The organism is Pandoraea sp., assembly GCF_004297875.1.
Lineage (GTDB): Bacteria > Pseudomonadota > Gammaproteobacteria > Burkholderiales > Burkholderiaceae > Pandoraea.
This window is the reverse complement of record NZ_SCSK01000035.1, coordinates 297078-320502: the sequence shown is the minus strand read 5'-3', so window position 1 is coordinate 320502 and position 23425 is coordinate 297078. Positions and strand designations below refer to the sequence as shown.

Below are 23425 nucleotides of genomic sequence, written 5' to 3'. Positions count from 1 at the left end.
TCTAGCGGAAGCGAGATCGCTATGGCAAAGATGACAAGCGGAAAAACGGTGGGCAAGAAGGCAGTGGCAGCAAAGGCCGGACACAAAGCGCCCGTTCCGGGCAAGTCGGCTCGCTCCGCGAGATCTGCTGCCGCCACGCCGTCCGCGGCAGGCCACCGAAAGACGTCGGGAAACGTAAAGGCACAAAAAAACGCAGCGGCCAAATCGGTTGGCACGACGGCTGCGAGAGCGGCAAACGCCGCAGTGCGCAAGACGGAGACCGGCAGCAAGGCGAGCGCTGCGCCCAAGGCAAAGCAATCTGCTCGCAACGGAACGGACGCCAAGGCGCCCGCATCGAAACCCCTAACCGGCAAAAGACCCGTCATGGAAAAACGCAAAACCCCATCCGGGCAGCATGCTGGCTCCGAGAAACACTCCAAGGCCCCGACGCCCGCCAAACGCGGTAAAGCCGCGTCGGCAAAGGTGGTCGTCCCCGCGACGCAACCGGTGGCCCCAGAGTCTCTTGACAACGAATCCGTGAACGAAGATCAGACCAAAGTTGAAAAGCAAAAGGCGCGTGATCGCCGCGCCAAGGAAAAAGCCCTCCTGAAGGATGCGTTCGCCTCGCACCAGCCCGGAACCGCCGAAGAGCTGGAAGAGCGCCGCACCAAGCTGAAGGCGCTGATCAAGCTCGGCAAGGAGCGTGGCTTCCTCACGTACGCCGAGATCAACGATCACCTGCCGGACGATCTGGTGGAAACCGAAGCGCTCGAGGGCGTGATCGGCACCTTCAACGACATGGGGATCGCCGTCTACGAGCAGGCGCCCGATGCCGAGACGCTGCTGCTCAATGACAATGCGCCGGCCGCCACCAGCGACGACGAAGTGGAAGAAGAAGCCGAGGCGGCGCTGTCCACCGTCGACTCCGAATTCGGTCGTACGACTGACCCGGTGCGTATGTATATGCGCGAAATGGGTACCGTCGAGTTGCTCACGCGCGAGGGTGAAATCGAGATCGCGAAGCGGATCGAGGAAGGACTCAAGCACATGGTGCAGGCGATTTCCACGTGCCCGACCACGATTGCTGAAATCCTTGCGCAAGCCGACCGGGTCGCCAATGACGAAATCCGTATCGACGAATTCGTCGACGGCCTGATCGACCCGAACGCTGAAGAGAACGCGCTGGCTGCCGCAGCAGCAGCCGAAGAGGAAGAATTCGAGGCTGACACCGAGGAAGAAGACACCGAAGAAGCCGACGACGAGGATGATGGCGACGGCGGCGCCAGCGCCAACGCCGCCCAACTGGAGCAGCTCAAGCGCGAGTCCCTGGAGAAATTCCAGTCGATCGCGGAGTGGTTCCAGAAGATGCGTCGCGCCTTCGAAAAGGAAGGCTATCGGTCCAAGCCGTATCTGAAGGCTCGCGAAGCGATCCAGACCGAGTTGATGTCGATCCGGTTTACGGCGCGCACGGTCGAGCGCCTATGTGACACGCTGCGTTCGCAAGTCGATGAAGTGCGCAAGATCGAGCGCGCGATTCTGCACATCATCGTCGATAAATGCGGCATGCCTCGCGCCGATTTCGTGAGCCGCTTCCCCGGTAACGAAACCGACCTGAATTGGGTGCACAGTGTGGTTGCCGACGGCAAGCCATATAGCGCGATCGTCGAGCGCAACGTGCCTGCGGTGCAGGAGCTGCAGCAAAAGCTGATCGATCTGCAGGCGCGCGTGGTGCTGCCGTTGCCCGAACTGAAGGACGTCAATCGCAAGATGTCGGAAGGCGAGCGGCGCGCCCGTCAGGCCAAGCGTGAAATGACCGAAGCCAATTTGCGGCTGGTCATCTCGATCGCCAAGAAATACACCAACCGTGGCCTGCAATTCCTCGATCTGATCCAGGAAGGCAACATTGGTCTGATGAAAGCGGTCGACAAGTTCGAATATCGCCGCGGCTACAAGTTCTCGACCTATGCCACCTGGTGGATCCGGCAGGCGATCACTCGTTCGATTGCCGATCAGGCACGCACTATCCGTATTCCGGTGCATATGATCGAGACGATCAACAAGATGAATCGCATCTCTCGCCAGATTCTGCAGGAAACCGGCCTCGAGCCCGATCCCGCGACGCTGGCCGAGAAAATGGAAATGCCGGAGGACAAGATCCGCAAGATCATGAAAATCGCCAAAGAGCCGATTTCCATGGAAACGCCGATCGGCGACGACGACGACTCCCATTTGGGCGATTTCATCGAGGACACCGGCACGGTGGCGCCGGCCGACGCGGCCCTGCATGGCAGCATGCGAGACGTCGTCAAGGACGTACTCGACTCGCTTACGCCGCGCGAGGCCAAGGTCCTGCGCATGCGCTTTGGCGTGGAAATGAGCACTGACCATACACTCGAGGAAGTGGGCAAGCAGTTCGACGTCACGCGCGAGCGCATTCGCCAGATCGAAGCCAAGGCCTTGCGCAAGCTGCGTCACCCGAGCCGCTCGGATAAGCTCAAGTCGTTCCTGGAAGGCAACTGATCCGCTGGTAACCGCCTATCGTTTGACGGGCCGTTAGCTCAGCGGTTAGAGCAGGGGACTCATAATCCCTTGGTCGATGGTTCGAACCCATCACGGCCCACCATATATGCGGGTTAGCAAGCGTATGCTTGCTAACCCGCTTTTTCTTTGGACAGGTGGTTATCGCCAGTTGGCCTGCCGCTTCGCTTGGAGACCTTTCCGCAAGGCCGCTGAATAGCGGTGGCCGCGATGCGCTGGAGGTGCGGCAGCGGCTGCGCAGCTAAAATGACACAGTGATGCCCCGCTCAGGTGAATCGGCGGGCAAAAAAAATGGCCAGCAATCTGCTGGCCATAAAATCCACCAGGAGGAGGTGGAGGAGACAGGTGAATAATATCAGGGAAATCCCTATCAGGGATAGTTCTTAATAGAGGTGTTGCTCTATTGCAACGCTTCAGCCGGTCAATGCGTGGCATCGTTCCCCGCAGGCGCGCAACGAGCAATGGCTACTACCCCGCAATCAGTTCTTTGGCATGAGGTCGACCGTTGATGAATCCGAATTTGTCCCGCCTCCGTGAATTTGTGACGGCCTTTGGCGCGTTGGTCGCCACTCGGCCCAGCGAGGCCGAGTTGTTGCGGGAAGGGGCCCCGCTACTGGCCGGTCTGGTGTCGGTCGACGATTGGCTGCCGGACGAATTTGCTCAGGCCGATCCGGTCCGCTACACCCAATACCTGCTGCATGCCGACTCCGAGCAGCGCTTTTCGATTGTCAGCTTTGTGTGGGGCCCCGGACAATCGACGCCTATTCACGATCACACGGTGTGGGGAATCATAGGGTTGTTGCGTGGCGCCGAATATTCCCAGCCCTATCGTCTGTCGCCCGGGGATCGGCCAATCGCGCAGGATCCGGCGAAGCGACTGGAGCCGGGGCAGGTCGAAGTCGTCTCGCCGGCGATCGGCGACGTCCATCAGGTGCGCAACGCTTTCGATGACCGCGTGTCGATCAGCATCCACGTCTATGGCGCCAACATCGGCGGCGTCCAGCGATCGGTCTATCTGCCGGAAGGCGGTCGCAAAACCTTCGTCTCCGGCTATTCGAACGCCGTCTTGCCCAATATCTGGAGCATCACGGCATGAGGTGAGCCGGTCTGGCCACTTTCACGATTGCATCACAGCGTGCAACGAAGCAGGGCGCCGACTGGCGCCGCCGCCTCACGTCGTCTCCGGAGACTTCACCAGCAGCAGCGGCAAGGTCGAGATGCGCAGCAGCGCTTCCGCCACGCTGCCCAGCAACAGTCGGGTCACGCCGCGCCGGCCATGCGTGCCCAGCACCACGACGTCGGCTTTCCAGGCGACTGCCTCAGCGAGGATGGCGTCGGCGATGGTCTGCGCACCGATGTCGAGATCGAGGCGCTTAACGTCGGCGGCGATACCCTTGGCCTGCAATGGCGCCAGCGCCGCCTGCAGGATGTCGTCGGCGTCCTTCTCCATGACCGCTTGCGTGTCGACTGGCACAAAGCCGGCATAGGCCCCGGCGGCCGATGGGTCGAGCATTGGCGGCACGACCGAAACCAGATGGAGCCTGCCTTGTGTGAGACCGACCAGCTTGACGGCCTCGTCAAGCGCGCGTTGCGACGGGGTGCTGCCGTCGACGGCAACCAGGATGCGTTCGTACATAGGATGTTCTCTCGATGGGAGGGCGTTTTACATGGATCGACGCCGTTCGTCATGACTACCTCGCCATTGTCGCACCGGCGGGCGGCATCGTCATCAGCAGTGCAAATTAATCAGCGCGACTCAATTCGGCGCCGCCTTGCACGCGATCAGCATCGAGCGCGTGGTGTCGTCATCATCGTTGCGCTGGATCACGTCGAAGCCTGCGGTGCCGCACTGCTTGGCCGCGCGCAACTGGCATAAGTCCCATGAGTTGCCCGGACAGGCGATCAGGTTGGTCGGCCGATTGTCGGACGTGAATAACGGCGGAGCCGAACTGCAGGCAGTCAAGACAAGCGCGCTCACGCAGATGGCAGTTTTCATGACGGGAGAGTGTGACGAGGAAATCCAGATGCCGGGAGTATAGCGCGGCGCCGCGTCCTTGCGCGGCGACCCCGATGCAAAGAATGGCGGGCCGCGCTAAAGTAGCGCTTGATGCCCTGCTGGCGCCGTTTGGCGCGGCTCTGCCGTCCTGCTCGATGTTTTTGGAGGCATTCAGTGCAACTCTTGCCGACGACTTCACCCACGCCGGAAGCACTCGCCGTTTTTGCGGTCGAACTTGCTCAAGCGGTGCGGCCCATTTCGCGACAGTGGTTTCGCCACCCGCTCGAGATCGAATCCAAAGCCGATCAGAGCCCGGTGACCATCGCCGACCGCGAGATCGAACAAGCGCTGCGCCAGCGCATCGCCGAACGCTTTCCGCAGCACGGCATCCTGGGTGAGGAATTTGGCCTGGCGCACGGCGAGGCCGAATACGTCTGGTCGATCGATCCGATCGATGGCACACGCAGCTTCATCTCCGGGTATCCGCTGTGGGGCACGCTACTGGCGCTGCTGCACCATGGCGCGCCCGTGCTCGGCGTGATCGACGTGCCGGTGTTGAACGAGTGCTGGGTCGGCTTACGTGGCCTAGGCACGCGCCTGAACGGCGAACCGTGCCATACCGGTGCCCGCGACGGCTTGTCCGATGCCACGCTCTACGCCACCACGCCCGACATCTTCGACGCGGCCGAACTCGCCGTGTTCGATGCGCTGAGCCGTCGCGTCGGCATGCGCCGTTTCGGCGGCGACTGTTACAGTTATGCGCTATTGGCCACCGGGCATGTCGATCTCGTCATGGAGGCGGGCCTCCAGCCATATGACTACCTTGCGCTCGCGCCGGTCATCGAGGGTGCGGGGGGCGTCATCACCGATTGGCAGGGCCGCGCCTTGACGTTGAGCTCCGGCTCGCAGGTGCTGGCCGCGGCGAACCTCGAACTCCATCGACAGGCCCTGGATGTGATTCGCGCGGTCCCACGCGGGTAAGCGTTTGTAACAATCGACGCACAAATCCTTACAGTGCGAGCGGACCGCAGCCTTTAACATGAAGCGCAAATCGCATCGCAGAAGGAATCCGCATGAGCCTCACCTGGTTTTTCATGGCGGCTGCCATTTCGCTGGCAACCGCACTGTTCTCGCCGGTGTCGTCGGCGCAACCGCAGTCGAACGTGACCGTGATGATCGACCGGGCACCGCCACCGCCCGTCTACGAACGGATGCCCTCACCGCGTCGTGGCTATATCTGGTCGCCAGGCTACTGGCGCTGGACTGGTCGGCGCCATATTTGGGTCAATGGCCAATGGGTGCGCGCGCGCCGTGGTTACCGGTATCAGCCGCCGCACTGGGTACGTGACGGACGCGAGTGGCGGTTTCACCCGGGCGACTGGCACCGCTAGCAGCTCGGTGCCGGCAGCGGCATCGGGCGCGTCTTACGCGAACGGAGCTGTCGTTTGCTTGAGCGCATCCAAGGCGCGTTCGCGCGCCGCCTGGTGTGCCACGATTGGCGCGGGGTAGGTTTGACCGAGCGTCAGCCCCGCCGCGGCGCGTTGCACTGGCGAAGCGTCCCATGGGTGATGCACGACAGAGGCCGGCAAATCGCCCAGCTCGGGCACCCACCGTTTCACATACTCGCCCTGCGGATCGAACTTCTCGGCTTGCAGCACCGGATTGAAAATGCGGAAATACGGCGCGGCATCCACCCCGGAGCCCGCCACCCATTGCCAACTCGATGGGTTGCTGGCTGGGTCGGCGTCCACCAGCGTATCCCAGAACCAAGCCTCGCCGTGGCGCCAGTCGAGCAGCAGATGCTTGGCCAGAAACGATGCGCATACCATGCGCACGCGATTGTGCATCCAGCCGGTGGCCCAGAGCTCCCGCATGCCGGCGTCCACCAACGGGTAGCCGGTACGGCCCTGTTGCCAGGCCCGCAACGCAGCCGGATCGGTGCGCCAGGGCATTGCATCGAAGCGCGCTTGAAAATTGCGGCGCGCGAGATCGGGGAAATGATATAGCTGGTGATAAGAGAACTCTCTCCAGCCGAGTTCGGCTAGCAGCTTGTCCAGGTCGGTCTGGCTCGCTTGCGTCGTACCGGCTCGCATCGCCGCTTTGGCCGCGTGCCAAACTTGGCGAGGCGACAGATGACCGAAGCGCAGATACGGCGACAGGCGGCTCGTGCCGGCGACGTGTGGCAAGTCGCGGTTATCGGCGTAGCCGGCCAATCCATCCTCCAGGAAGACATCGAGCTGCTCGTGCGCGGCAGCCTCGCCGCGCCGCCAGGCGCGACGCAACCCGTCGGCCCAGTCCGGTGCGCTCGGCTCGAGCCGCAGGCTGGCAAGCGGCACGGTGCGTATCGGGCCGGGCCAGGGATGAAAGGTCAGGGTGGCAGGCGCGGGCAAGGCGGCGGCCGGTTCATCCTGCCGGGAACATGCCCGCCAGTAAGCCGTGAAAACGCGAAACGGTTGCCCCGCGCCATTGAGAATCGTCCATGGCTCGGTCAGCAATTGGCCGTTGCTGCTGCGCACTGCTATGCCGCGGGCTTCCAGATTCCTTTTCAGGCCGCTGTCGAGCGTACGCTCGGCCGCGCCGTAACGGCGGTTCCAGTAAACCGCGCCGGCGCCCGTTTGCGCCACCAGGGTTTCGATCTCTGGTGCCGCGGGGCCTCGCAATATCGCCAGGCGCCCGCCAAGCGAGCTCAGGCTCGCATCGAGCGCTTCGAGCGCGCCGTGCAGCCACCAGCGAGCGGCACCGCCAAGCGGGCGCAAGCCGTCGCTTTGTTCGTCGAATACATAGACGCAGATCAGCGGACGGCCCGAGGCGGCGGCGTGATGCAGGGCGGGATTGTCCGCCACGCGCAGATCGTCGCGGAACCAGACGATCGCGGGTGACGGTGATGATGTTACGGACATGGTAATTTCAAGGAGAGGCGGGGGCTAGGATGTGCCGGTCACGCGTTGCAGCGCCGCCAGGCGAATCCGATAGGGCAGCAGGCTGGTTAATTTTAACAAGCGCGTGAAGCGCTTCGGAAAGTCGATTTCGAAGCGTCCGCGCGCCAGGCCGTCGACGATCGCCTCGGCCGCCGCCTCGGGCGTTTGCAGCGCCGGCATCGGAAAGCTGTTGGCGGCCGTCAGGCGTGTCTTCACAAAACCGGGATTGATCAGGTAGACGCCGAGCCCTTTGGCATGAAGCTCCGTGTACAGCAATTCGGCCAGATTGATCAGCGCCGCTTTGGTCGGCCCGTACACGGTGGCATTGGGCAGGCCGAGATAGCCGGCGATGCTGGCGATGAGCGCAATGCCGCCGCTTTGCTGCGAGAGCAGCCCCGGCAGCACGACCTCGAGGCCATAGTAGACGCTGTTCAGATTGACTTCGACCGTTTGGCGAACCTGGTCTGCCCGGATGTCCCAGGGGCGCAGCGGACGATAATCGGCCGCGCAAAAGACGACCAGGTCGATGGTGTCCCATTCCTGGCGCAGAATCCGGTGGGCCGCGCCCCATGCGGCCGGGTCGGTCACGTCCATCGGCACGACCCAGGCGTTCGGCAGGCCGGTCGTGACCGCCTGCAACGCGTCGATGCGCCGCGCAGACAGAGCCACGCTCGCGCCGCGCCGCAGCAGGTTCTGCGCCAGCGCGGCGCCGATGCCGCTGGAGGCCCCGACCACCCACACCCGCTTGCCCTGCCAATCGGTCCAGCGAGGGTTAAGAGACGTCCATTTCATGATGGCCTCGCGGCGAGCGCATAAGGTTAGGCAGGATGCCGAAAGAACAGCGTGACCTGTCCGACTTCGAAGCCGAACTTGGTGACCCTGGCCCGATTGATCATCGTGTGCTCGTCGACCAGATACATCCAGTCGTCGAATTGCACGTTGTAGGTCGTCTTGTCGACCGGCAGCTTTACCGTATAACGCCAGTGCAGTGTGTTGCCGGCGGTGTGGCCGATCGCCTGGCCGATCACGTCGGCGGCAATGCCTCGCCAGGATCCGTCGGGCTGCGGGGTGAGCGTCCAGACCCGGCTTTGCCTGGTGCCATCGCTGTAGGTGAAATGCTCGTCGAGCACCAGCTTGCCGTTTTCCTCATGGCCTTCCATATTGACGTGAAAGCGCTTGACCACCTCGCCGTTGCGTTTCTGGAACATACCCCACGCCTCGGTTTTGCCGCTGAAGAATTTGACGACATCAAAGCGCGGCTGATTTTGTGCGTAATCGGAAATCTTTTGTGTGGCGCAAGCCGAGAGCATCATGGTGGCGCCCAGCGCGAGCGCGTATTTCATCGAGATCATGTCGAAGGTTCCTCGCTGGTTGAGAATTCCGCGGCGCGCAGGGTTCCCCACGCCGCGAGCTTGAAGAGACACGGCAGCCCGCCATAGGCAAGCGCAAGCGCCGCACCGCCGCCGGCGACGGCGCCCGGCTGGTAACCCAACGCGGCCAGCAAAGGCAGTGTCAGACCTGAGAGGGCCAACGCCAGCTTGCCGAACAAGCTCCACACCCCGTAATAGCCGGCTGGCTGCTCGTTCGGCGGGATCAGGCAAGCCAACAGCACCGGCGGCAGGATCAAATCGGCTCCCAGTGCCAGTCCCGCCATGACACACACGGCCAGATAGGCGGGCGCGTCACCCGGGCCGAGCAGGGTCGCCCACACGAAGGCCGCTACCGCCAGCGCCATTCCCAGGCGCCAGGCGCGCGCCGGGCCGATGCGAGCGGCAAGCCGGGTCCAACCGGGCAAGCCAGCCGCCCCGGCGGCGAAGTAGATGGCCAGGAACAGGCCGGACCAGCGAGGCGCCTGCAGCCGGTCGGCAATGAAAAAGAGCGCCAGCGTGGCCGGCACCGACACGGAAATCGCATTCAGGAAATACGGCACCAGCAACTGGCGAAAGCGCGCATTGGCCAGTGTCGCCATCCAGTTCGGCGCAACCGTCAGGGCCGGATCGCGCCAGCGCGGCGCGTAGCGCAGCAATGCAAGCAGGCCGGCGAGCAGCAGCACGGCGAATAATGCCGAATAGACGGCCATGCCTTGCTCGGCCGACCATGTCCGGCTGTTCATGAGCCAGGTCGGCAAGGCGCTGGCGAGCATCACGCCGAGCAGTCCGGCACCCTCGCGCCAGCCAGCGGCATTGGTCAGTCCAGCGGTGCTTGGCGCCAGGCGGGCGCCCCAGGCGAGGTAGGTGATATTGAGCAGGCTGTGCGCGGTGTAGACGGCGATCAGCGCGAGCGCGAGCCACGCCGCCAGCGCATTGCCCGACAATGGGGGCAGCCACAGGCCGGCAAACGTCACGGCCAGCAGCAACGCCGCGCCGCAGAGCATCGGCGTGAGTCGCCCGCGGCGGGCCAGCCGGTCGATCCATTGCCCCAGCCAGGGGTCCTGCACGGTGTCGACCAGCCGGGCTGCGAACAGTACCGTGCCCGTGAGCGACAATGCCAGCCCGAGATGGGACGTGTAATAAATCGGCACCTGCACATACACCGGCAGCGCAGCCATCGCCAGCGGCATGCCGAGTGCGCCATAGGCGGCCAGAGACGAGACCTTTTCGCTCATGATGAGGCCCGCCCCAGCAAATGCCGTCGCAGGCCGGGCGCTCGCGTGTCGCGATCGAGCCAGATGCCGAAGAACCGTTTGGCGAACGCCGGGTCGTCGATCGTCGCGGTGAGACGACCGTCGGCATAAAAACGCGCCCCCTGGCCAGGCAGGAACACGCCGGTAATGCTGTCGCCCGGCGCGACGCCCACGAAAGCGCGCTGCATCGCCGTGCGCCATTGCTGCAGGGTGGCCGCGTCGATCGGGTGCGCCGCCATGCGGGTGATTTCGTCGAGGCTGCTCTGCACCAACCGGGCGCGGGTAATGTGGCGGTGATAAATCAGCTTTAGCGCGAAGGGGGTCGCAAATGGTGCAGCCTGGTTCGCCGCGTCGCACGCGCGCCACATTTGCGCGGTGTAGATCAGGAATCCGATCATGCGAAAGTCGCCCTGGCCGCACAGTTGCGCGGCCGGCACATCGGCCCGCCAGCCAGCGTGCGTCGGCGCGGCAAAGGCCGTCGACAGCGTTAGCAGCACAGCAAGCGAGATCGCGGGAATCAGGCGGCGCATGTCAGGCCTGCCGCTTCAGTACGAACTGCATGACGTCGGTACGAGCCTCGTCGAAGCCCGCCTCGCAATAGGCCAGGTACAGGCGCCACAGGCGGATGAACTCCTCGTCGAATCCCTGCAGCCGCACGTCGGCCAGCCGCGTCTCGAACGCCTGGCGCCAGCGCCGCAGCGTCTCGGCATAGTCCTTGCCGAACGCGAGTGAAACGCGGCCGGCCAGCTTGGCACGGCGCGCCGTGTCGAGCAGCCGTTCCGGGCTCGGCAGCATGCCGCCCGGGAAAATCGTGTGCCGGATGAAATCGCTGCTGGCGCGATACGCGAGAAAACGCGATTCGTCGATCGTGATCGACTGCAGCAACGCACTGGCGCCCGGCACCAAGCGGTCGTGCAGCACATTGAAAAAGCCTGGCCAGAAGCGCTCGCCGACCGCCTCGAACATCTCGATCGACACCACGGCGTCATACCTGCCGGCGATGTCGCGATAATCACACAGCGCCAGTGTGACCAGCGTACCCAGGCCCGCCTCGGTAACGCGTTGGCGCGCCAGCGCAAGCTGAGCTTCGGAAATCGTCACGCCATGCACGCGAACGCCCTGGCGCGCGGCATGCAGGGCAAAGCCGCCCCAGCCGCAGCCGATTTCGAGCACGTGCATGCCAGGCCGCAGGCCGAGTGTGTCGATGATGCGCTGATATTTCGCGGTTTGGGCTTCGGCCAGCGAGCGCTGCAGGTTGCCGTCGAACCATGCGCTGGAGTAGCTCCATGTCGGGTCCAGCCACAGCGCATAGAAAGGGTTGCCGATGTCATAGTGCGCGTGAATGTTGCGCCGGCTACCCGCTTTGGTGTTGGGGCGCAGCCGATGCAGCAGGCCGTACCACAGGCGCGCCAGGCGGTTACCCCACACCGTTTGCGAGACGGCGTTTTCATTGCGGATTGCCAGCCGCAGCAATGCCGCGAGATCAGGCGTCCTGAGCCACCCGCGGCGATACGCATCGGCAAACCCGATATCGCCGGCGCGCAACACCAGCGCGCAGCCGCGCCAATCGGCCACTTCCAGGCGGGCGCTGGGGCTGCCGTGCGGATCACCGAACACACGCTGCTCGCCGGAGGGCGTGATCAGCACGAGATGTCCACAGCGGATTTGCTCGAGCAGCGAGACGAAAACGCGTGCCAATGCCGGGATGTGCGTGCGCGACGAATAGAGAGTGCGGGAGAGATTCATAATGGGTGTTTCTCCGACGAGGACTCATTGACGTGGATGGTTTGCGCGACCGTCGGGGGCGCGGGCTTGGTATGAAACGGCACTTTGCGCAGCCACAGGCGCAGTGCCTGCCGATGAATGCGCGCGACCACGCCGAAGGTCAGCAGCGGTTGTCGCAGCACGGCGCTCAATACCGCCGCGCGCGAGAACGCCTGTTTGCGTCCGCCCACCGAGGTGCGCAACAGCAGGCCGTCGCGATCGAAGTAATCGATGCCGGTGAATGCGGTCTCGGCGCTCTCGCGCAGCCGAAACTCGTAATGCCCCTCGACCCGGCAGAACGGCGACACATGGAATGACTTGCGGCAAGTCAGTGTCGTGCCCGGGCCGATCGCTTCGCCGTCGCCGGCGGCCAGCAAATAGCGGTGGCGTTCGCCGAAGGTGTTGTTGACTTCGGCCAGCAGCGCCCGCAATTGCCCCGCACTGTCGTGGCAGTACCAGAAACTGACCGGATTGAAGGCATAGCCGAACACGCGCGGAAAGGTTTGCAGCCAGATCGGCCCGTCGTTCGGCAGGCCGGCGCCGGCCAGTTGCGCGCGCATCCAGGTTGCCAGGTCGGTGCCGTCGCAAGGACCGTAATCGCGCGCGAAAAGGCTCAAAAGCCGCCAGCGGTTGACACCGAACCACCAGCGGCTCAGGCCCGCCAGGCGATCGAGATTCACGCGCACGCAAAATACCGGGTAGACGAAGCGATTGCGCGTCGGGCGCAGGCGCTCGTGCATGACCTGCCCGGTGAGCAACAGGGCGTCATCGCCGATGCGTTGCGGGGGATGGGAGGTTTTCATAGCTTGGCCCAGGCCGGCAACACACCGAAATCTTTGGCGACCCGCAATGCCGACTTGAGGCCGTCCTCATGGAAGCCGTAACCGGTCCAGGCACCGGCAAACCAGGTGCGCCGTTTGCCTTGCAGGGCCGGCAGGCGCTCCTGGGCAGCGATGGCGGACAAATCCAGCAGCGGGTGTTCGTACTCGAAACGCTCCAGCCCGGTGCCCTCGGCCGGCATCTCGATCGGATTGAGCGTGACGACCACTGGGCGGCGAAACGGCAGCGGCTGCAGTTGATTGATCAAATAACTCACGCATACCGGGCGATTGCCCGCGACTGTGCGCCCGCCCAGGTAATTCCAGGCAGACCAGACGCGTCGCCGCTTGGGCAGCAGGCGTGTATCGGTGTGCAGCAGGGCGATATTCCTCTGATAACGCACCGCGCCCAGGGTATCGCGCTCGGCCTCGTCGGCGTCGGTCAGCAGGCGCAGCGAAGTCGGGGCATGGGTGGCCAGTACCACCGCATCGAAGCGCGCCGGGCCCGACGGCGTCAGCAGCGTGACGCCATCCGTGTCACGCTGGATCGCGTGAATCGGGGTATCGAGGCGCACGTCGTCCAACTGCGCGGCGATGCGGCGCACATACTCGCGGCCACCGCCGAGCACGGTTCGCCACTGCGGGCGGTTGCGAATTTGCAGGAGCGCGTGATTCAGGCAAAAACGCAGAAACGTCGCGGCCGGAAAACGCAGGATATCGGCCGTCGCGCTCGACCAGATCGCTGCGGCCATCGGCAGCAGGTAGTTGTCGCGAAACGGCGCGCCGTATCCGCCGGCCATCAGCAACTCCCCCACCGAGCAGCCAGTATGCTGCGATTCGGCAAGGTGGCGCTCGGCAGCGTCGTTAAAACGCAACGTGTCGCGCAGCATCGACAGAAAGCTCGGCGAAAACAGGTTTTGGCGTTGCGCGAATACCGTATTCAGATCGCTGCCGGCCCATTCCAGCCGGCCCTGGTCGAGCGACACTGAAAACGTCATGTCGCTGGGATGGCTCGCCACGCCGAGTTCGTCAAAAAGAGCGATCAGATTGGGGTAAGTGCGGTCGTTGAAAACCAGGAAACCCGTGTCGACCGGATAACGCTCGCCGTCGAGTTCGGTCTCGACGGTATTGGTATGGCCGCCGAGATAGCCGCCCGCTTCGAACAGCGTGACTGCGTGACGCCTGGCCAGAAAATAGGCACTGGCCAGACCACTGATGCCGGAGCCGACCACGGCAATGCGCAGTCCATTCGGTGTTGTCGGATTGACGCTGTTGATCGCTTGCTTCCCCATGGATTTACCTTCTCCGGCAACTTTGATTAATCTCCGGGGTTTCCCGTAAGTTATTGTTAAATAAAGATTTATACTGATTTTTCGGCATTTTCGGTTGTCTTTGCCCGGAACGATGCTAAGATGCTTTAAACCGTTATGGAAAAAATACTACTACACAGTAGCGATATTTACCAATGAGTATTTTCAGCAAATTGAGTTTCAAGGACCAAGCCTTCAAATTGCGCGAGGATGCGATCCTCGACGCCGCCACGCGGATGCTCGCCGGCAAGGGCTTCGATCTGATGACGATGGACGACGTCGCGCTCGAGGTCGGAATTTCCAAGCCGAGCCTCTACAAGCACTTCAAGTCCAAGGAGGATCTGGTGGGCGAGGCATTGATCCGCCTGATCGACGGCGCGATCGAGCATCTCGGGCAAATGCCGGCCACGCTCACGCCGCTTCAGCGCCTGAGCGATCTGCTCGAATGGGCGCTGCGCGTGCGGCTCGGCGGCGGCCTGCCGTTCCTGCCGTCGACCAGCCCCCACGTGCGCGATATGCTGACGCGCAACTTGCGCTACGTCGCGCGCGTGCTCAAGCTGCATCAACAACTCAAGGCGCTGGTGCGCCAGGCGAAGGCCGCCGGGCAACTCGACGCAGCATTGCCCGACGATGTGATCCTGTTCAGCTATTACGCCCGCACCTGCGACCCGTCGGTCGACTACCTGCGTCTGTACAGCCAGCTCGACGACGAGGCGATCGTCGCCAGCATGCTGCGCGTTTGTTTCGACGGACTGCGCTGACCCGACTCCCCGCACGGCCGCCGCGCCCCCCATGTCGCGGCCGGCCATCACGACGCCCCGCGCGGCAGGATCTGCGCCACATGGTTGGGCGTCGGGCGCGCAGCCGGCGCCGTATCCTTCACGAAGGCCACCACCTGGGCCAGCGCCGGCGCGACCCAGCGCAGCGGCTTGGCGAACGAGCCGATCAGCAGCGCATGCGTCACCCCTCGGTAGTTTTCGGTCTGGACCGCGTCGTGCGCGGCGCGCAACGCGGAGGCCAGGGCGCCGGAATTACGCACCGGACTGACGATCGTGTCGGCCGAGCCCGTGAGCAGCAACGCTGGCGGCGCGTTTGCGGCGACGTGATTGATCGGTTGCGAGGCGAGCGGCGTGTGCGGGAATAAAAAAATCGGCTTGATTTCGTCGACGTCGATCGGCAGAAAATTGTACGGACCGGCTAACCCGATCCAGCCGCTGAGCATGCCTGGCGAGTCGCCATAACTGGCCAGCCAGCGCGGATCGAGTGCCACCATGGCGGCGTTGTAGGCGCCGGCGCTGTGTCCCATCACGAACAGCCGATGCGGGTCTCCGCCATAGGATCCGATATGCGCGAGCGTCCACGCAACCGCGCGCGCGGAATCCTCCACAAAGGCCGGATAGACGACCTGCGGATACAGGCGGTAATCGGCAATGACTGCGGTGATGCCGCGCGCGGCGAGCGCCTCGCCGACGAAGCGGTACTCGCCGCGGGCACCGCTGTCCCAGTTGCCGCCGTAGAAAAACACGACGACCGGCGTCGGCCGGGTCGCGCCAAGCGGCGCGTAGATGTCGAGCTTTTGTCTGGCCAGCGGGCCATAGGCGATGCCCGCGCTCAGGCGATAGGTATTGTCGGGCGTCAGGCGATCGATGGTGCGCAGTGGCGAGCAGGCGGTGAGCGAGGCCAGTAAGAGCGGCGTCAGAAAAAGTCTCGACCAGATCGGGCCAGGCATAAAAGCTCCGCGGAAAAATGCTGGTTGGCAAAGGTATCTCTAAATACGGTCGGGAGCGCGATTTGGATGCACCCTGCGTTCGAGGCGCTGGACAACGCCCCGATGGCGACAGGAATTTTCCGGGAGTCGCGTTGGCGTCGACGGGGCTCATTCGTAACGCGTGCCGTGCCGCTACAATGGCCGGCCTCTCAAACGCTTCCTGCCGAACCCTATGCGACGCTTTTCACGCTATGCCGCCGTGTTGTTGTGCCTCGCCGGCGCGTTACATGCGCAACCCAACCCGCCGGTGGCATTGCACGGCGCCACCGTGCAGGTGGTCTTCTCTCCCGACGGCGGCGCGGCACGCGCAGTGGTCGAAATGATCGACGGCGCTCGTCAGCGTGTCATGCTGGCCGGGTATCTCCTGACCTCGTACCAGATCGCACGGGCGCTGAAGCAAGCCCACGCTCGCGGCGTGCACGTGCGGGTAGTGCTCGATTCCGCCAATGAAACTGACCGATATAGCGGCGCCACCTATCTGGCGCGAGCGGGCGTCGACGTGGCGATCGATAAAAAGTACGCGATCATGCATCACAAGTTCATTATTGCGGATCGTACTTTGGGATTCGGATCAATGAATTTCACGCGTGCCGGTGATGAAAAAAATGCCGAGAATTTCAATATTTTTCGTGGCGCGCCGGCGTTGCTCGACAGGTATCGGAAAGAATTCGAGCGACTCTATCGGGAGTCGGAACCCTATCGGCGCGGCGGGTGAGGCCCGGCGTCGACGTCTAGCGCGGCCGACGCCGACGACGCACTGCCATGCATAAGGCATCGATAAGAGAAGGGCGGGCCGATCTTCGACTGAATCCTGGGGCGAGTCGAAGAAGAAAAAAACCCGCCGACGGCGAGATACCGGTGGCGGGTGAAATTACTTCTGGGGAAGTCCTGCATTCATGGGAGTCGACAAATCTCCAGTTGGTTCCGCGCGCATGCGTTCACCGAACAAATATAAGGCACTAAAATATCGCTTTGACCACTGAAGTGTTATTCAAGTGACGGCAGTATGGTTTCTCTCGGACGTTTCGTGAAGTGGTTCTGGCTGGGTGTCGCTGGCGTCACTGCTTTTCCAGGCTTGGCCCAGGCGGCCGGCATGCCTTGTTTCGTGGCGTCGGCCGCCTATGGGTTCACGTTGCCGGCAAGCCAATGGTCATCGGCATCGACCGACGTCCCGCTGCCCCGCCAGACGTTCAATAGCGGCGGCGAGCTCGGCCGGCATTCGATCGTGACTGCGCCGCTGACCGAAGTGACGGCCGCTCCGATAACGTCAGGCGGCGTCGAGGTCACGCCGTTGCCCCAACCGCCGGGCGCGTCCCAGGTCGACGGCACCGCGCCCGACCCCGCCAGCGCGGCAAGCGTCCCCTCGCCGGCAAACGCATCGGCAAACGCGCCGTCTGTGCTCGCCAATCGAACCGCACTGGTGTCGGACTGCTTCCGGCTCGAAGCGCGTGGCGCGAACCGCATCACGCAAAATATCCGCTACGCGATCACCCAATACCAACCGCAACGCGGCAGTTGGCTGCCGACCCTGAATGTGCGGCGCAGCAGCGTGCCGGGCGAGGGTGATGTCGGTTGGCAAGTCATCAACGAGCGGCCCTGGCAATTCAACGTCGGTCTGAACAACAACGGCATGACCAGCACCGGCAAAATGGAGGGTACCGCCGGCCTGACTGTCAACGATCCATTGGGCTTGCGAGGCTTGCTCAACACCACCTGGAGCAAGGATCTGCAGAACGCGGCGAACGATCCAACCAACCAGGGCCTCAGGGCCAACTACATAGTGCCGTGGAGCGACGCGTGGACATTCGGCGTCTCCGGCAGTTCGGTCTTTTCGACCGATCAGAGCGTGCCGTCGAGCGACAATGCTTTCCACTCGCTGCAATGGCGGGTGCGGCACGTGTTGAATGGCTCGCGCGATGGCCAGACATCTCTGTTGTTCACGGTCACGCGCAGCATCGATCAGGCGGCTGGCGATCAAACGACAGGCAACACCTACGCCCAAATTGGCTTGACGCAGCGCCATTATCTCGGCATGGGGTATGTCGATTTCTCGCTATTGCAGCGGGTGGGTTCGCCGCTGGCGCCGGCGGCGCCCGGTGCCGGCGGCTGGGCTTATCGTTTCGAGTCGCTCAACGCGAACTTCTCGATCCCATTTTATTGAGTTGGCGCGCATTGATATGGCGTGTGCGGGGCATTCGTGCACGCGCCGCGGGCTAAAAAAAACCCGCCACGAGGGCGGGTGTAAAAACGGGCCTTTCACGGGGATGAAAAGGCCGACCTCTGCACAAAGAGGTGCATGCATTATGCGAGTCGGCGTCATTTTGAAATATGAGATTCGGCCGAATATTCGCTTCTGCAGTCTGAATGAACAATCCGGCGCGGCGTTTCCCGCAATTGCTGGCAGGCAGGCTCCAAAGAAGGTTTTCAACAGTGCTCATCATGTGATCGATTGAAATTTTAAATTGCACACAATTTAATTGTGTACTATATTGGAGCCATGCCGAAGAAATCGAAACCCGCCGATCAAGCCTTAAGTCCAGACCTGCGTCTAGAGAATCAGCTCTGCTTTGCGCTGTATTCGACGTCGCTTGCCATGACGAAAATCTACAAACCGTTGCTCGATGCGATCGGGCTGACCTACCCGCAATACCTGGTGATGCTGGTGTTGTGGGAGAGCGATGGACTGACTGTGTCGGAAATCGGCGAACGTCTGTTTCTGGATTCCGGTACGTTGACGCCATTACTTAAACGCATGGAGGCAAACGGATTGCTCACCCGGCTACGCGACGCCGACGACGAGCGTCGCGTGCGCGTCAAGTTGTCAAAGGCGGGTAACGACCTCAAGGGCGCGGCCGCGAGCATACCCTCGTGCATTCGCCAGCTTTCGGGTTGTTCGGTATCTGAATTAATGTCTCTGGGCCAAAGCGTCAAGGCCTTCCGTCAACGGCTGATGGCCTGATTTCCCCTCAATCTCACCTGTTCACCTATCCAAGGATGCATGATGACGACGAAACTCGATAAAGTGATTTACACCGCAAAAGCGCATACCACGGGTGGCCGCGACGGCCGCTCGGTGAGCGACGACGGATTGCTGGACGTCAAGCTCGCACTGCCCAAAGTCATGGGCGGCGCCGGCAACGCGACCAATCCCGAGCAACTCTTCGCCGCCGGCTATTCGGCGTGCTTCATGGGGGCACTCAAGCATGTGGCAGGAATGAAAAAAGTTGTGGTTCCTGGTGACGCCTCCATCGACGCGAGCGTCGACATCGGCCCTATTCCGGCCGGCTTCGGCATTGCAGTCAAACTGGCGATCCATCTGCCTGGCCTCGATCGGTCCGTGGCGCAGGATCTGGTCGACACCGCGCACCAGGTTTGCCCCTACTCGAACGCGACACGCGGCAATATCGAAGTCGAGTTGACGCTGGTTTGAGTCCTGCGGCGTTTGCCGGGTGCCGTATTGGCCGGCCCCACTCCGGGGATTGGGCGCAGACACCCGCGCCTGCGGTGATCGGTGGAGCTATTGCCAGGCTGTTACCCGGCCGGTTCGACGCGTCGCGGCCAAACCGTTTGTCCAGGAAAAATCATGAACGCAAAGACCTTTGACGAGTTTGCCGCCGAAGCCCGCGCCGCCGGTTTCGACGAGATGCTCGAGCGTCGCTGGGCGCCCGATACGAATCTCGATACGCATACTCACGATTTCGACGCGCGCGGCCTCGTCACACAGGGCGATATGTGGCTCACCTGCGATGGCGTAACACGCCATCTGAGCGAGGGCGACACCTTCGCCGTTGCTCGCCAGGCGCCTCACTCGGAACGATATGGCCCACAGGGCGCGACCTATTGGGCGGCGCGGCGGGGTGCGCGGTAGGCGCTCATGCGCGGCGTCGATCAAAAGATGTGCCGCAGACCGATGCGAGCGGCCAACTGATTGCCTGATGTGGAAAAGCCCTTGAAGCTGCCTGGCGTAGCGATCAGGAACATGCCAGCACCGGTTTTATTATTGTTTGTGTGCTGAAAATTCAAACCGAGGTAAAGGTCGGTCTGTTTCGAGAAATAGTAATGAATTGCGGCGTTGATTTGGTGGTACGGATGACCGGAAAAAGTAGTATATGTATAGCCGCCGCCGTAGCGAATGGCGGGCGTCAATTGATAAGCGGCGCCTAGCTCGTAGTTGTTCATGATCGCATTCCCGCCGCCGGCCATATGTGTAAGGCGGGTATTGGTCACGTTTCCGAATACCACCAGCCTGCGGAAATTGTAGCGACCGCCAAGACCCATGGTGCGCAGCGAGTCCCCTGCCAGCGCCTCGGTAGCCAAACTGCCCGATCTGCCGTCTGCCTTGGCGTACGCCGCGCCAAGTGACAAGCGGCCTCGTCGGTACATCGCACCGAAACTGATGACGCGCGGTGCGCTTGCCGTGCCCGCAAAGGCGTCGGGCGTATTGCTGAAGCCATAGAGGGCGCCCAACCGAAGGCCCGCGAATCCGGGCGTCAGGTATTTGATCGCGTTATCCACGCGTTGACCTGCCAGCCGGTCGGCATCGAGCAGGTGAAAACCGCTGGCGGTGGTGACCTGCACGGCGGCGGTGTCGGCGATCAATGCGTCGTGCATGAAATCGTATTGTCGGCCGAGGGTGACCCTGCCCGCGCGAGCTGACGCAAGGCCCACAAAGGCCTGGCGGCCGAATTCCCGGCCTCCCTGCGCAAAGGCGCCGCTATTCAGGACAAAGCCGTTTTCGAGGACAAATATGGCCTTCAGTCCACCACCCAGATCCTCCGTCCCGTGCAGTCCCCAGCGATTGCCCTGCATAATGCCGGCGTTCTCCAGAAGCGCGCGGCTGCCTCCGAGATTGTTCACGTAGGTCACTCCGGCATCGAGGATGCCATAGAGCTGGACATGACTCTGGGCGTGCACGTTTACCGCCATCAGTCCGGCGACGATTGCACCAACCAAATACTTTTTCATCAATGTCTCCTTTTTAGTGAATTCGTCGATGCCGAATTCGGGATCACGAATTCAACGCTATTTATAAATAGCAGTGCTTATCTTTAATGGTGAATTAATTGCTATGGATTAAGAGCCGATCACGGATAACGCGCCGCGCGTCGCGCACCGCGCAAGTCGCTGGGGGTGTGCAACCCCTGCACCCGAGGGCGAAACCGGGCGCTTTACTTCGTGAATGACAGTTGCCGCGCCGGGCGCGCGGCAACTGTCAATGCGGCTGGGTCTGCTGCTCGATGGAGGCCGGGTAGTTTCGCTGTGATGCGACGCGCATCGTCATAGAAATGACGATGCACAGCACCGCGCAAGCGATAAGGAAGACGAACGCGCCGGTATATGACCCGCCGTAGGCGGAAATCAGAAATCCCATGACGGCAGGCGAAACAACCCCTGCCAGTTGGCTGCCCATGTTGATCACGCCAGCCGTGGATCCTGTTGCATTGGTATTCTCGAACTTAAGCGGCATCGACCAGATGGCGATAAAGGCGACCTTCAGAGAGAAGGCGATGATCAGTTGGCAAACGATCACCGCGGAGAGCGATGAGGCATTGATCATGGCCAGCAAACACAGTGCGGCCAGGCCCACGGTAATCATCAGGAGATACTTTTCGCGGTAGGCGAAGTACGAGTCCGCCAGCCACCCTCCGATCAACATGCCTGCGATGCCTGCAATGCCAGGCAACGACGAGAGCACACCGACATGCAGCAGATCCAGATGCCGGACCCGCAACAAATACGACGGCAACCACGACAGGAAGCCCCAGATGAGCACGTTCAATCCGAAATTGACGACACAGATTTTCCACACCACCGGATCGCGAAGCACGCTGATCAATGGTCCGTGCCGCCCAGGTGCTTGCGCGGCTGAAGACGACTGCGTGGGGCGGCCGAGTCCGCGTGCGTAGAGCACAGTGGCAAGAATACCCATGGCAGACACGATCATGAACATCCGTCGCCAATCCAGCCAGTAAATCAGTGGTGCTGCCACCAGGGGGGCGATCACCAGCGCCAAGGGATTGGACGATAACAGAACCGACTGAATTTTGGATCGATCGGTGGCTGGGAAATATTCCGACAGCGCTCTGAAGCTGGCCGTCGGAAAGCCGCCTTCAGCCATGCCGAACAAAAAGCGGATCACCAGTAGCGACGTGACCGACCACGCCAGACCGGTCAGCGCGGTAAAGACCGACAACATCAATACCGAGAACACCATTACCTTGCGCGAACCTATACGATCGGAAAGCCAGCCGCCGGGGATCTGTACGAGTGCGTAGCCGGCGAAGAAGACGCTTAACATCAATCCCTGGGAGGCCGCGCTCAGATGGTAGTCCTTGCCTATGAAAGGCAAGGCGATGTTGATCAAGAAGCGATCGACGTAGCTTAAAAACCACCCGAGAAACAGAATGGTGATGATCTTGTAGTGCTTCAATAGGGCTTGCATCTGCTTGTCTCCGTGATTTGCTTATTATGTGCCGGCTTCAGTTCAGAATCGCCTTGGCGATGGTATTGCGTTGAATCTCGCTGGTGCCGGTGACGATCCGGTAGAGCCGGAGTCGGCGAAAGATGAATTCGACGGGATGGTTCCTGGTCACGCCCACGTTGCCGTGAATCTGCATCGCCTTGTCGGCAATCTCGAAGCATTTCTCAGAGACGAAGAGCTTGCACATCGACGCCTCGACACGTACGTCCTGGCCTGCATCGACCGCGCGCGCCGCGGCAGTCACCATGCTTTCGCAGGCATACAGGCTCGTGGCCATATCAGCCAGCATGTGTTGGATTGCCTGAAAGCGGCTGATCGGTCCGCCAAATTGCTGGCGCTTGTGGGCATAGTCGAGCGCCATGCGGTACGCCTGGCGAGCCAGCCCGATCATGGTCGGGCAGTGCAGCAAGCGGTTAACGCTGATGCGGTCCATGGCGATCTTGAAGCCCCGACCTTCAGCACCGATCAGGTTTGCCGCTGGCACCCGAACGTTGTCGAACGTGATGTCCGCGTCGACATGCTGGCCCGTCATCGGCACGCAGTCGTAGCTCAGCGTCACGCCTGGCTGATCGAGATCGATCAGTAGCGCCGAGATGCCGTCGGTCCCGCACCCCGGTGTCGTCACGCAGATCGTTACCGCGAAATCGGCAAAAGCCGATGCGCTGATGTAATGCTTGCGACCGCTCACGATGAAAGCATCGCCATCGCGCACGGCACGCGTCTGAATGCTGGCGGCATCCGACCCGGAGGCCGGTTCGGTCATCGCGAAGCACGCACCTTTCTCGCCGCGCACGACCGGCAGAATGTAGCGCTCGGCCTGATACGGCGTCGCATACTTGACCAGGTTGCCGATGCGCGACGGACCGCCCCAGTCGCCCAGCACGTGCGGGAAAAGAATGGCGCCGGACGCCGCCGCGTCGTCCTTGAGCACGCACAACTCGCTCACAGGCAGGCCTGCGCCGCCCAATTCGGGCGGGAGTTGCAGTCCGTAGAGCCCCAGCGCGCGTGAACGCTGCCAGACGGCGCGAACGACCTCCCTTGGGAAGATGTCTTCGTAACCATAATTGGCAGATCGTTCGAGAGGGATCAACTCGTCATTGAGATACGTAGCCAAGCGTTCACGTAGCGCTTGCAAACGGGGACTGATTTCATAGGCCATGAGGGCAAACCTGAAGAGAACGTCGGAACCCCATGTTGACAGTTCGGATGTGACGAAGGATTATCTGCAAA

General features: G+C 62.2%; 24 protein-coding genes and 1 tRNA gene. 11 read left to right on the top strand and 14 right to left on the bottom strand.

Features of this window, described 5'->3' with window-relative positions; genetic code table 11:
• The first annotated feature begins 21 nt into the window (after positions 1-21).
• From rpoD to EPN80_RS10660, 3 genes are all read left to right on the top strand, one after another.
• A complete protein-coding gene (gene rpoD / locus EPN80_RS10670) occupies positions 22-2499 on the top strand; it encodes an RNA polymerase sigma factor RpoD (RefSeq protein ID WP_293026533.1) in 2478 nt (825 codons plus the stop codon).
• A gap of 27 nt (positions 2500-2526) precedes the next feature.
• A tRNA-Ile gene (locus EPN80_RS10665) sits at positions 2527-2602 on the top strand.
• 423 nt (positions 2603-3025) lie between these two features.
• Positions 3026-3613 carry a cysteine dioxygenase gene (locus tag EPN80_RS10660; protein ID WP_293026531.1) on the top strand — a complete coding sequence of 196 codons (588 nt, stop codon included), beginning with the start codon at positions 3026-3028 and terminating at the stop codon, positions 3611-3613.
• 75 nt (positions 3614-3688) lie between these two features.
• On the opposite strand, the gene EPN80_RS10655 is transcribed toward EPN80_RS10660, so the two are convergent.
• The gene (locus EPN80_RS10655; protein WP_293026529.1) at positions 3689-4153 is read right to left on the bottom strand and encodes a universal stress protein; all 465 of its coding nucleotides are present in this window, start codon (positions 4151-4153) and stop codon (positions 3689-3691) included.
• Between the two features lie 120 nt (positions 4154-4273).
• A complete protein-coding gene (locus tag EPN80_RS10650) occupies positions 4274-4513 on the bottom strand; it encodes a hypothetical protein (RefSeq protein ID WP_293026527.1) in 240 nt (79 codons plus the stop codon).
• Positions 4514-4687: 174 nt separating this feature from the next.
• Here EPN80_RS10650 and hisN point away from each other — a divergent pair, with 174 nt between their 5' ends.
• Complete coding sequence (gene hisN / locus EPN80_RS10645; RefSeq protein ID WP_293026525.1) at positions 4688-5494, top strand: histidinol-phosphatase; 807 nt, start codon at positions 4688-4690, stop codon at positions 5492-5494.
• Positions 5495-5586: 92 nt separating this feature from the next.
• Positions 5587-5904: a YXWGXW repeat-containing protein gene (locus EPN80_RS10640; protein WP_293026523.1), complete on the top strand. Its 318-nt coding sequence runs from the start codon at positions 5587-5589 to the stop codon at positions 5902-5904.
• 33 nt (positions 5905-5937) lie between these two features.
• On the opposite strand, the gene EPN80_RS10635 is transcribed toward EPN80_RS10640, so the two are convergent.
• Genes EPN80_RS10635 through EPN80_RS10600 form a run of 8 tightly spaced genes read right to left on the bottom strand, consistent with a single transcriptional unit; the run spans position 5938 to position 13928 of the window.
• Complete coding sequence (locus tag EPN80_RS10635) at positions 5938-7413, bottom strand: deoxyribodipyrimidine photo-lyase (protein ID WP_293026521.1); 1476 nt, start codon at positions 7411-7413, stop codon at positions 5938-5940.
• Between the two features lie 24 nt (positions 7414-7437).
• Entirely contained in the window at positions 7438-8223 is a 786-nt protein-coding gene (locus tag EPN80_RS10630; protein ID WP_293026519.1) for an SDR family NAD(P)-dependent oxidoreductase, read from the bottom strand.
• Positions 8224-8249: 26 nt separating this feature from the next.
• Positions 8250-8783 (bottom strand): DUF3833 domain-containing protein, encoded by a 534-nt coding sequence (locus EPN80_RS10625; RefSeq protein WP_293026517.1) that lies wholly within the window; start codon positions 8781-8783, stop codon positions 8250-8252.
• Positions 8780-10036 carry an MFS transporter gene (locus EPN80_RS10620; RefSeq protein WP_293026516.1) on the bottom strand — a complete coding sequence of 419 codons (1257 nt, stop codon included), beginning with the start codon at positions 10034-10036 and terminating at the stop codon, positions 8780-8782. Before EPN80_RS10620 ends, EPN80_RS10625 begins: the two co-directional genes overlap by 4 nt.
• Positions 10033-10584 carry a chalcone isomerase family protein gene (locus EPN80_RS10615; protein WP_293026514.1) on the bottom strand — a complete coding sequence of 184 codons (552 nt, stop codon included), beginning with the start codon at positions 10582-10584 and terminating at the stop codon, positions 10033-10035. The genes EPN80_RS10620 and EPN80_RS10615 overlap by 4 nt, the downstream gene beginning before the upstream one ends.
• Before the next feature lies 1 nt (position 10585).
• Positions 10586-11800, bottom strand: a complete 1215-nt coding sequence (locus tag EPN80_RS10610; RefSeq protein ID WP_293026512.1) for a cyclopropane-fatty-acyl-phospholipid synthase family protein — start codon at positions 11798-11800, stop codon at positions 10586-10588.
• Positions 11797-12621, bottom strand: a complete 825-nt coding sequence (locus EPN80_RS10605) for a DUF1365 domain-containing protein (RefSeq protein WP_293026510.1) — start codon at positions 12619-12621, stop codon at positions 11797-11799. The genes EPN80_RS10610 and EPN80_RS10605 overlap by 4 nt, the downstream gene beginning before the upstream one ends.
• Positions 12618-13928: an FAD-dependent oxidoreductase gene (locus EPN80_RS10600; protein WP_293026508.1), complete on the bottom strand. Its 1311-nt coding sequence runs from the start codon at positions 13926-13928 to the stop codon at positions 12618-12620. The genes EPN80_RS10605 and EPN80_RS10600 overlap by 4 nt, the downstream gene beginning before the upstream one ends.
• A gap of 173 nt (positions 13929-14101) precedes the next feature.
• Between EPN80_RS10600 and EPN80_RS10595 the strand changes: the two genes are divergently transcribed.
• Positions 14102-14707 (top strand): TetR/AcrR family transcriptional regulator, encoded by a 606-nt coding sequence (locus EPN80_RS10595; RefSeq protein WP_293026506.1) that lies wholly within the window; start codon positions 14102-14104, stop codon positions 14705-14707.
• Between the two features lie 47 nt (positions 14708-14754).
• Here the strand turns inward: EPN80_RS10595 and EPN80_RS10590 are convergent, their stop codons facing one another.
• Positions 14755-15675 carry an alpha/beta hydrolase gene (locus EPN80_RS10590; RefSeq protein ID WP_293026504.1) on the bottom strand — a complete coding sequence of 307 codons (921 nt, stop codon included), beginning with the start codon at positions 15673-15675 and terminating at the stop codon, positions 14755-14757.
• Positions 15676-15886: 211 nt separating this feature from the next.
• Between EPN80_RS10590 and EPN80_RS10585 the strand changes: the two genes are divergently transcribed.
• The 5 genes from EPN80_RS10585 to EPN80_RS10565 all read left to right on the top strand — a co-directional run bounded on the left by EPN80_RS10585 (position 15887) and on the right by EPN80_RS10565 (position 19582).
• Positions 15887-16429 carry a phospholipase D family protein gene (locus EPN80_RS10585; RefSeq protein ID WP_293026502.1) on the top strand — a complete coding sequence of 181 codons (543 nt, stop codon included), beginning with the start codon at positions 15887-15889 and terminating at the stop codon, positions 16427-16429.
• 291 nt (positions 16430-16720) lie between these two features.
• Positions 16721-17875, top strand: coding sequence for a ShlB/FhaC/HecB family hemolysin secretion/activation protein (locus EPN80_RS10580; protein ID WP_293026500.1), 1155 nt, complete (start codon positions 16721-16723; stop codon positions 17873-17875).
• A gap of 336 nt (positions 17876-18211) precedes the next feature.
• Positions 18212-18673: a MarR family transcriptional regulator gene (locus tag EPN80_RS10575; protein ID WP_293026498.1), complete on the top strand. Its 462-nt coding sequence runs from the start codon at positions 18212-18214 to the stop codon at positions 18671-18673.
• A gap of 42 nt (positions 18674-18715) precedes the next feature.
• A complete protein-coding gene (locus EPN80_RS10570; RefSeq protein ID WP_293026593.1) occupies positions 18716-19144 on the top strand; it encodes an organic hydroperoxide resistance protein in 429 nt (142 codons plus the stop codon).
• Between the two features lie 153 nt (positions 19145-19297).
• The gene (locus tag EPN80_RS10565; RefSeq protein ID WP_293026496.1) at positions 19298-19582 is read left to right on the top strand and encodes an AraC family ligand binding domain-containing protein; all 285 of its coding nucleotides are present in this window, start codon (positions 19298-19300) and stop codon (positions 19580-19582) included.
• Between the two features lie 20 nt (positions 19583-19602).
• Here EPN80_RS10565 and EPN80_RS10560 read toward each other — a convergent pair whose 3' ends face one another.
• The 3 genes from EPN80_RS10560 to EPN80_RS10550 all read right to left on the bottom strand — a co-directional run bounded on the left by EPN80_RS10560 (position 19603) and on the right by EPN80_RS10550 (position 23354).
• A complete protein-coding gene (locus EPN80_RS10560; protein ID WP_293026494.1) occupies positions 19603-20679 on the bottom strand; it encodes a porin in 1077 nt (358 codons plus the stop codon).
• Positions 20680-20926: 247 nt separating this feature from the next.
• Positions 20927-22156: an MFS transporter gene (locus tag EPN80_RS10555; protein WP_293026492.1), complete on the bottom strand. Its 1230-nt coding sequence runs from the start codon at positions 22154-22156 to the stop codon at positions 20927-20929.
• A 37-nt stretch (positions 22157-22193) separates the two neighbouring features.
• Complete coding sequence (locus EPN80_RS10550; RefSeq protein WP_293026490.1) at positions 22194-23354, bottom strand: acyl-CoA dehydrogenase; 1161 nt, start codon at positions 23352-23354, stop codon at positions 22194-22196.
• Positions 23355-23425 lie beyond the last annotated feature (71 nt).

What these genes read in the sequence shown, in the direction of transcription:
- EPN80_RS10640 (WP_293026523.1), top strand. Translation starts at nt 5,587, where the DNA reads ATGAGCCTCACCTGGTTTTTCATGGCGGCTGCCATTTCGCTGGCAACC.
- EPN80_RS10575 (WP_293026498.1), top strand. Translation starts at nt 18,212, where the DNA reads ATGCCGAAGAAATCGAAACCCGCCGATCAAGCCTTAAGTCCAGACCTG.
- EPN80_RS10600 (WP_293026508.1), bottom strand. Translation starts at nt 13,928, where the DNA reads ATGGGGAAGCAAGCGATCAACAGCGTCAATCCGACAACACCGAATGGA.
- EPN80_RS10630 (WP_293026519.1), bottom strand. Translation starts at nt 8,223, where the DNA reads ATGAAATGGACGTCTCTTAACCCTCGCTGGACCGATTGGCAGGGCAAG.
- EPN80_RS10550 (WP_293026490.1), bottom strand. Translation starts at nt 23,354, where the DNA reads ATGGCCTATGAAATCAGTCCCCGTTTGCAAGCGCTACGTGAACGCTTG.
- EPN80_RS10625 (WP_293026517.1), bottom strand. Translation starts at nt 8,783, where the DNA reads ATGATCTCGATGAAATACGCGCTCGCGCTGGGCGCCACCATGATGCTC.
- EPN80_RS10580 (WP_293026500.1), top strand. Translation starts at nt 16,721, where the DNA reads ATGGTTTCTCTCGGACGTTTCGTGAAGTGGTTCTGGCTGGGTGTCGCT.
- EPN80_RS10655 (WP_293026529.1), bottom strand. Translation starts at nt 4,153, where the DNA reads ATGTACGAACGCATCCTGGTTGCCGTCGACGGCAGCACCCCGTCGCAA.
- EPN80_RS10585 (WP_293026502.1), top strand. Translation starts at nt 15,887, where the DNA reads ATGCGACGCTTTTCACGCTATGCCGCCGTGTTGTTGTGCCTCGCCGGC.
- EPN80_RS10570 (WP_293026593.1), top strand. Translation starts at nt 18,716, where the DNA reads ATGACGACGAAACTCGATAAAGTGATTTACACCGCAAAAGCGCATACC.
- EPN80_RS10590 (WP_293026504.1), bottom strand. Translation starts at nt 15,675, where the DNA reads ATGCCTGGCCCGATCTGGTCGAGACTTTTTCTGACGCCGCTCTTACTG.
- EPN80_RS10620 (WP_293026516.1), bottom strand. Translation starts at nt 10,036, where the DNA reads ATGAGCGAAAAGGTCTCGTCTCTGGCCGCCTATGGCGCACTCGGCATG.
- EPN80_RS10660 (WP_293026531.1), top strand. Translation starts at nt 3,026, where the DNA reads ATGAATCCGAATTTGTCCCGCCTCCGTGAATTTGTGACGGCCTTTGGC.
- EPN80_RS10610 (WP_293026512.1), bottom strand. Translation starts at nt 11,800, where the DNA reads ATGAATCTCTCCCGCACTCTCTATTCGTCGCGCACGCACATCCCGGCA.
- EPN80_RS10560 (WP_293026494.1), bottom strand. Translation starts at nt 20,679, where the DNA reads ATGAAAAAGTATTTGGTTGGTGCAATCGTCGCCGGACTGATGGCGGTA.
- EPN80_RS10615 (WP_293026514.1), bottom strand. Translation starts at nt 10,584, where the DNA reads ATGCGCCGCCTGATTCCCGCGATCTCGCTTGCTGTGCTGCTAACGCTG.
- EPN80_RS10650 (WP_293026527.1), bottom strand. Translation starts at nt 4,513, where the DNA reads ATGAAAACTGCCATCTGCGTGAGCGCGCTTGTCTTGACTGCCTGCAGT.
- rpoD (WP_293026533.1), top strand. Translation starts at nt 22, where the DNA reads ATGGCAAAGATGACAAGCGGAAAAACGGTGGGCAAGAAGGCAGTGGCA.
- EPN80_RS10635 (WP_293026521.1), bottom strand. Translation starts at nt 7,413, where the DNA reads ATGTCCGTAACATCATCACCGTCACCCGCGATCGTCTGGTTCCGCGAC.
- EPN80_RS10595 (WP_293026506.1), top strand. Translation starts at nt 14,102, where the DNA reads ATGAGTATTTTCAGCAAATTGAGTTTCAAGGACCAAGCCTTCAAATTG.
- EPN80_RS10555 (WP_293026492.1), bottom strand. Translation starts at nt 22,156, where the DNA reads ATGCAAGCCCTATTGAAGCACTACAAGATCATCACCATTCTGTTTCTC.
- EPN80_RS10605 (WP_293026510.1), bottom strand. Translation starts at nt 12,621, where the DNA reads ATGAAAACCTCCCATCCCCCGCAACGCATCGGCGATGACGCCCTGTTG.
- EPN80_RS10565 (WP_293026496.1), top strand. Translation starts at nt 19,298, where the DNA reads ATGAACGCAAAGACCTTTGACGAGTTTGCCGCCGAAGCCCGCGCCGCC.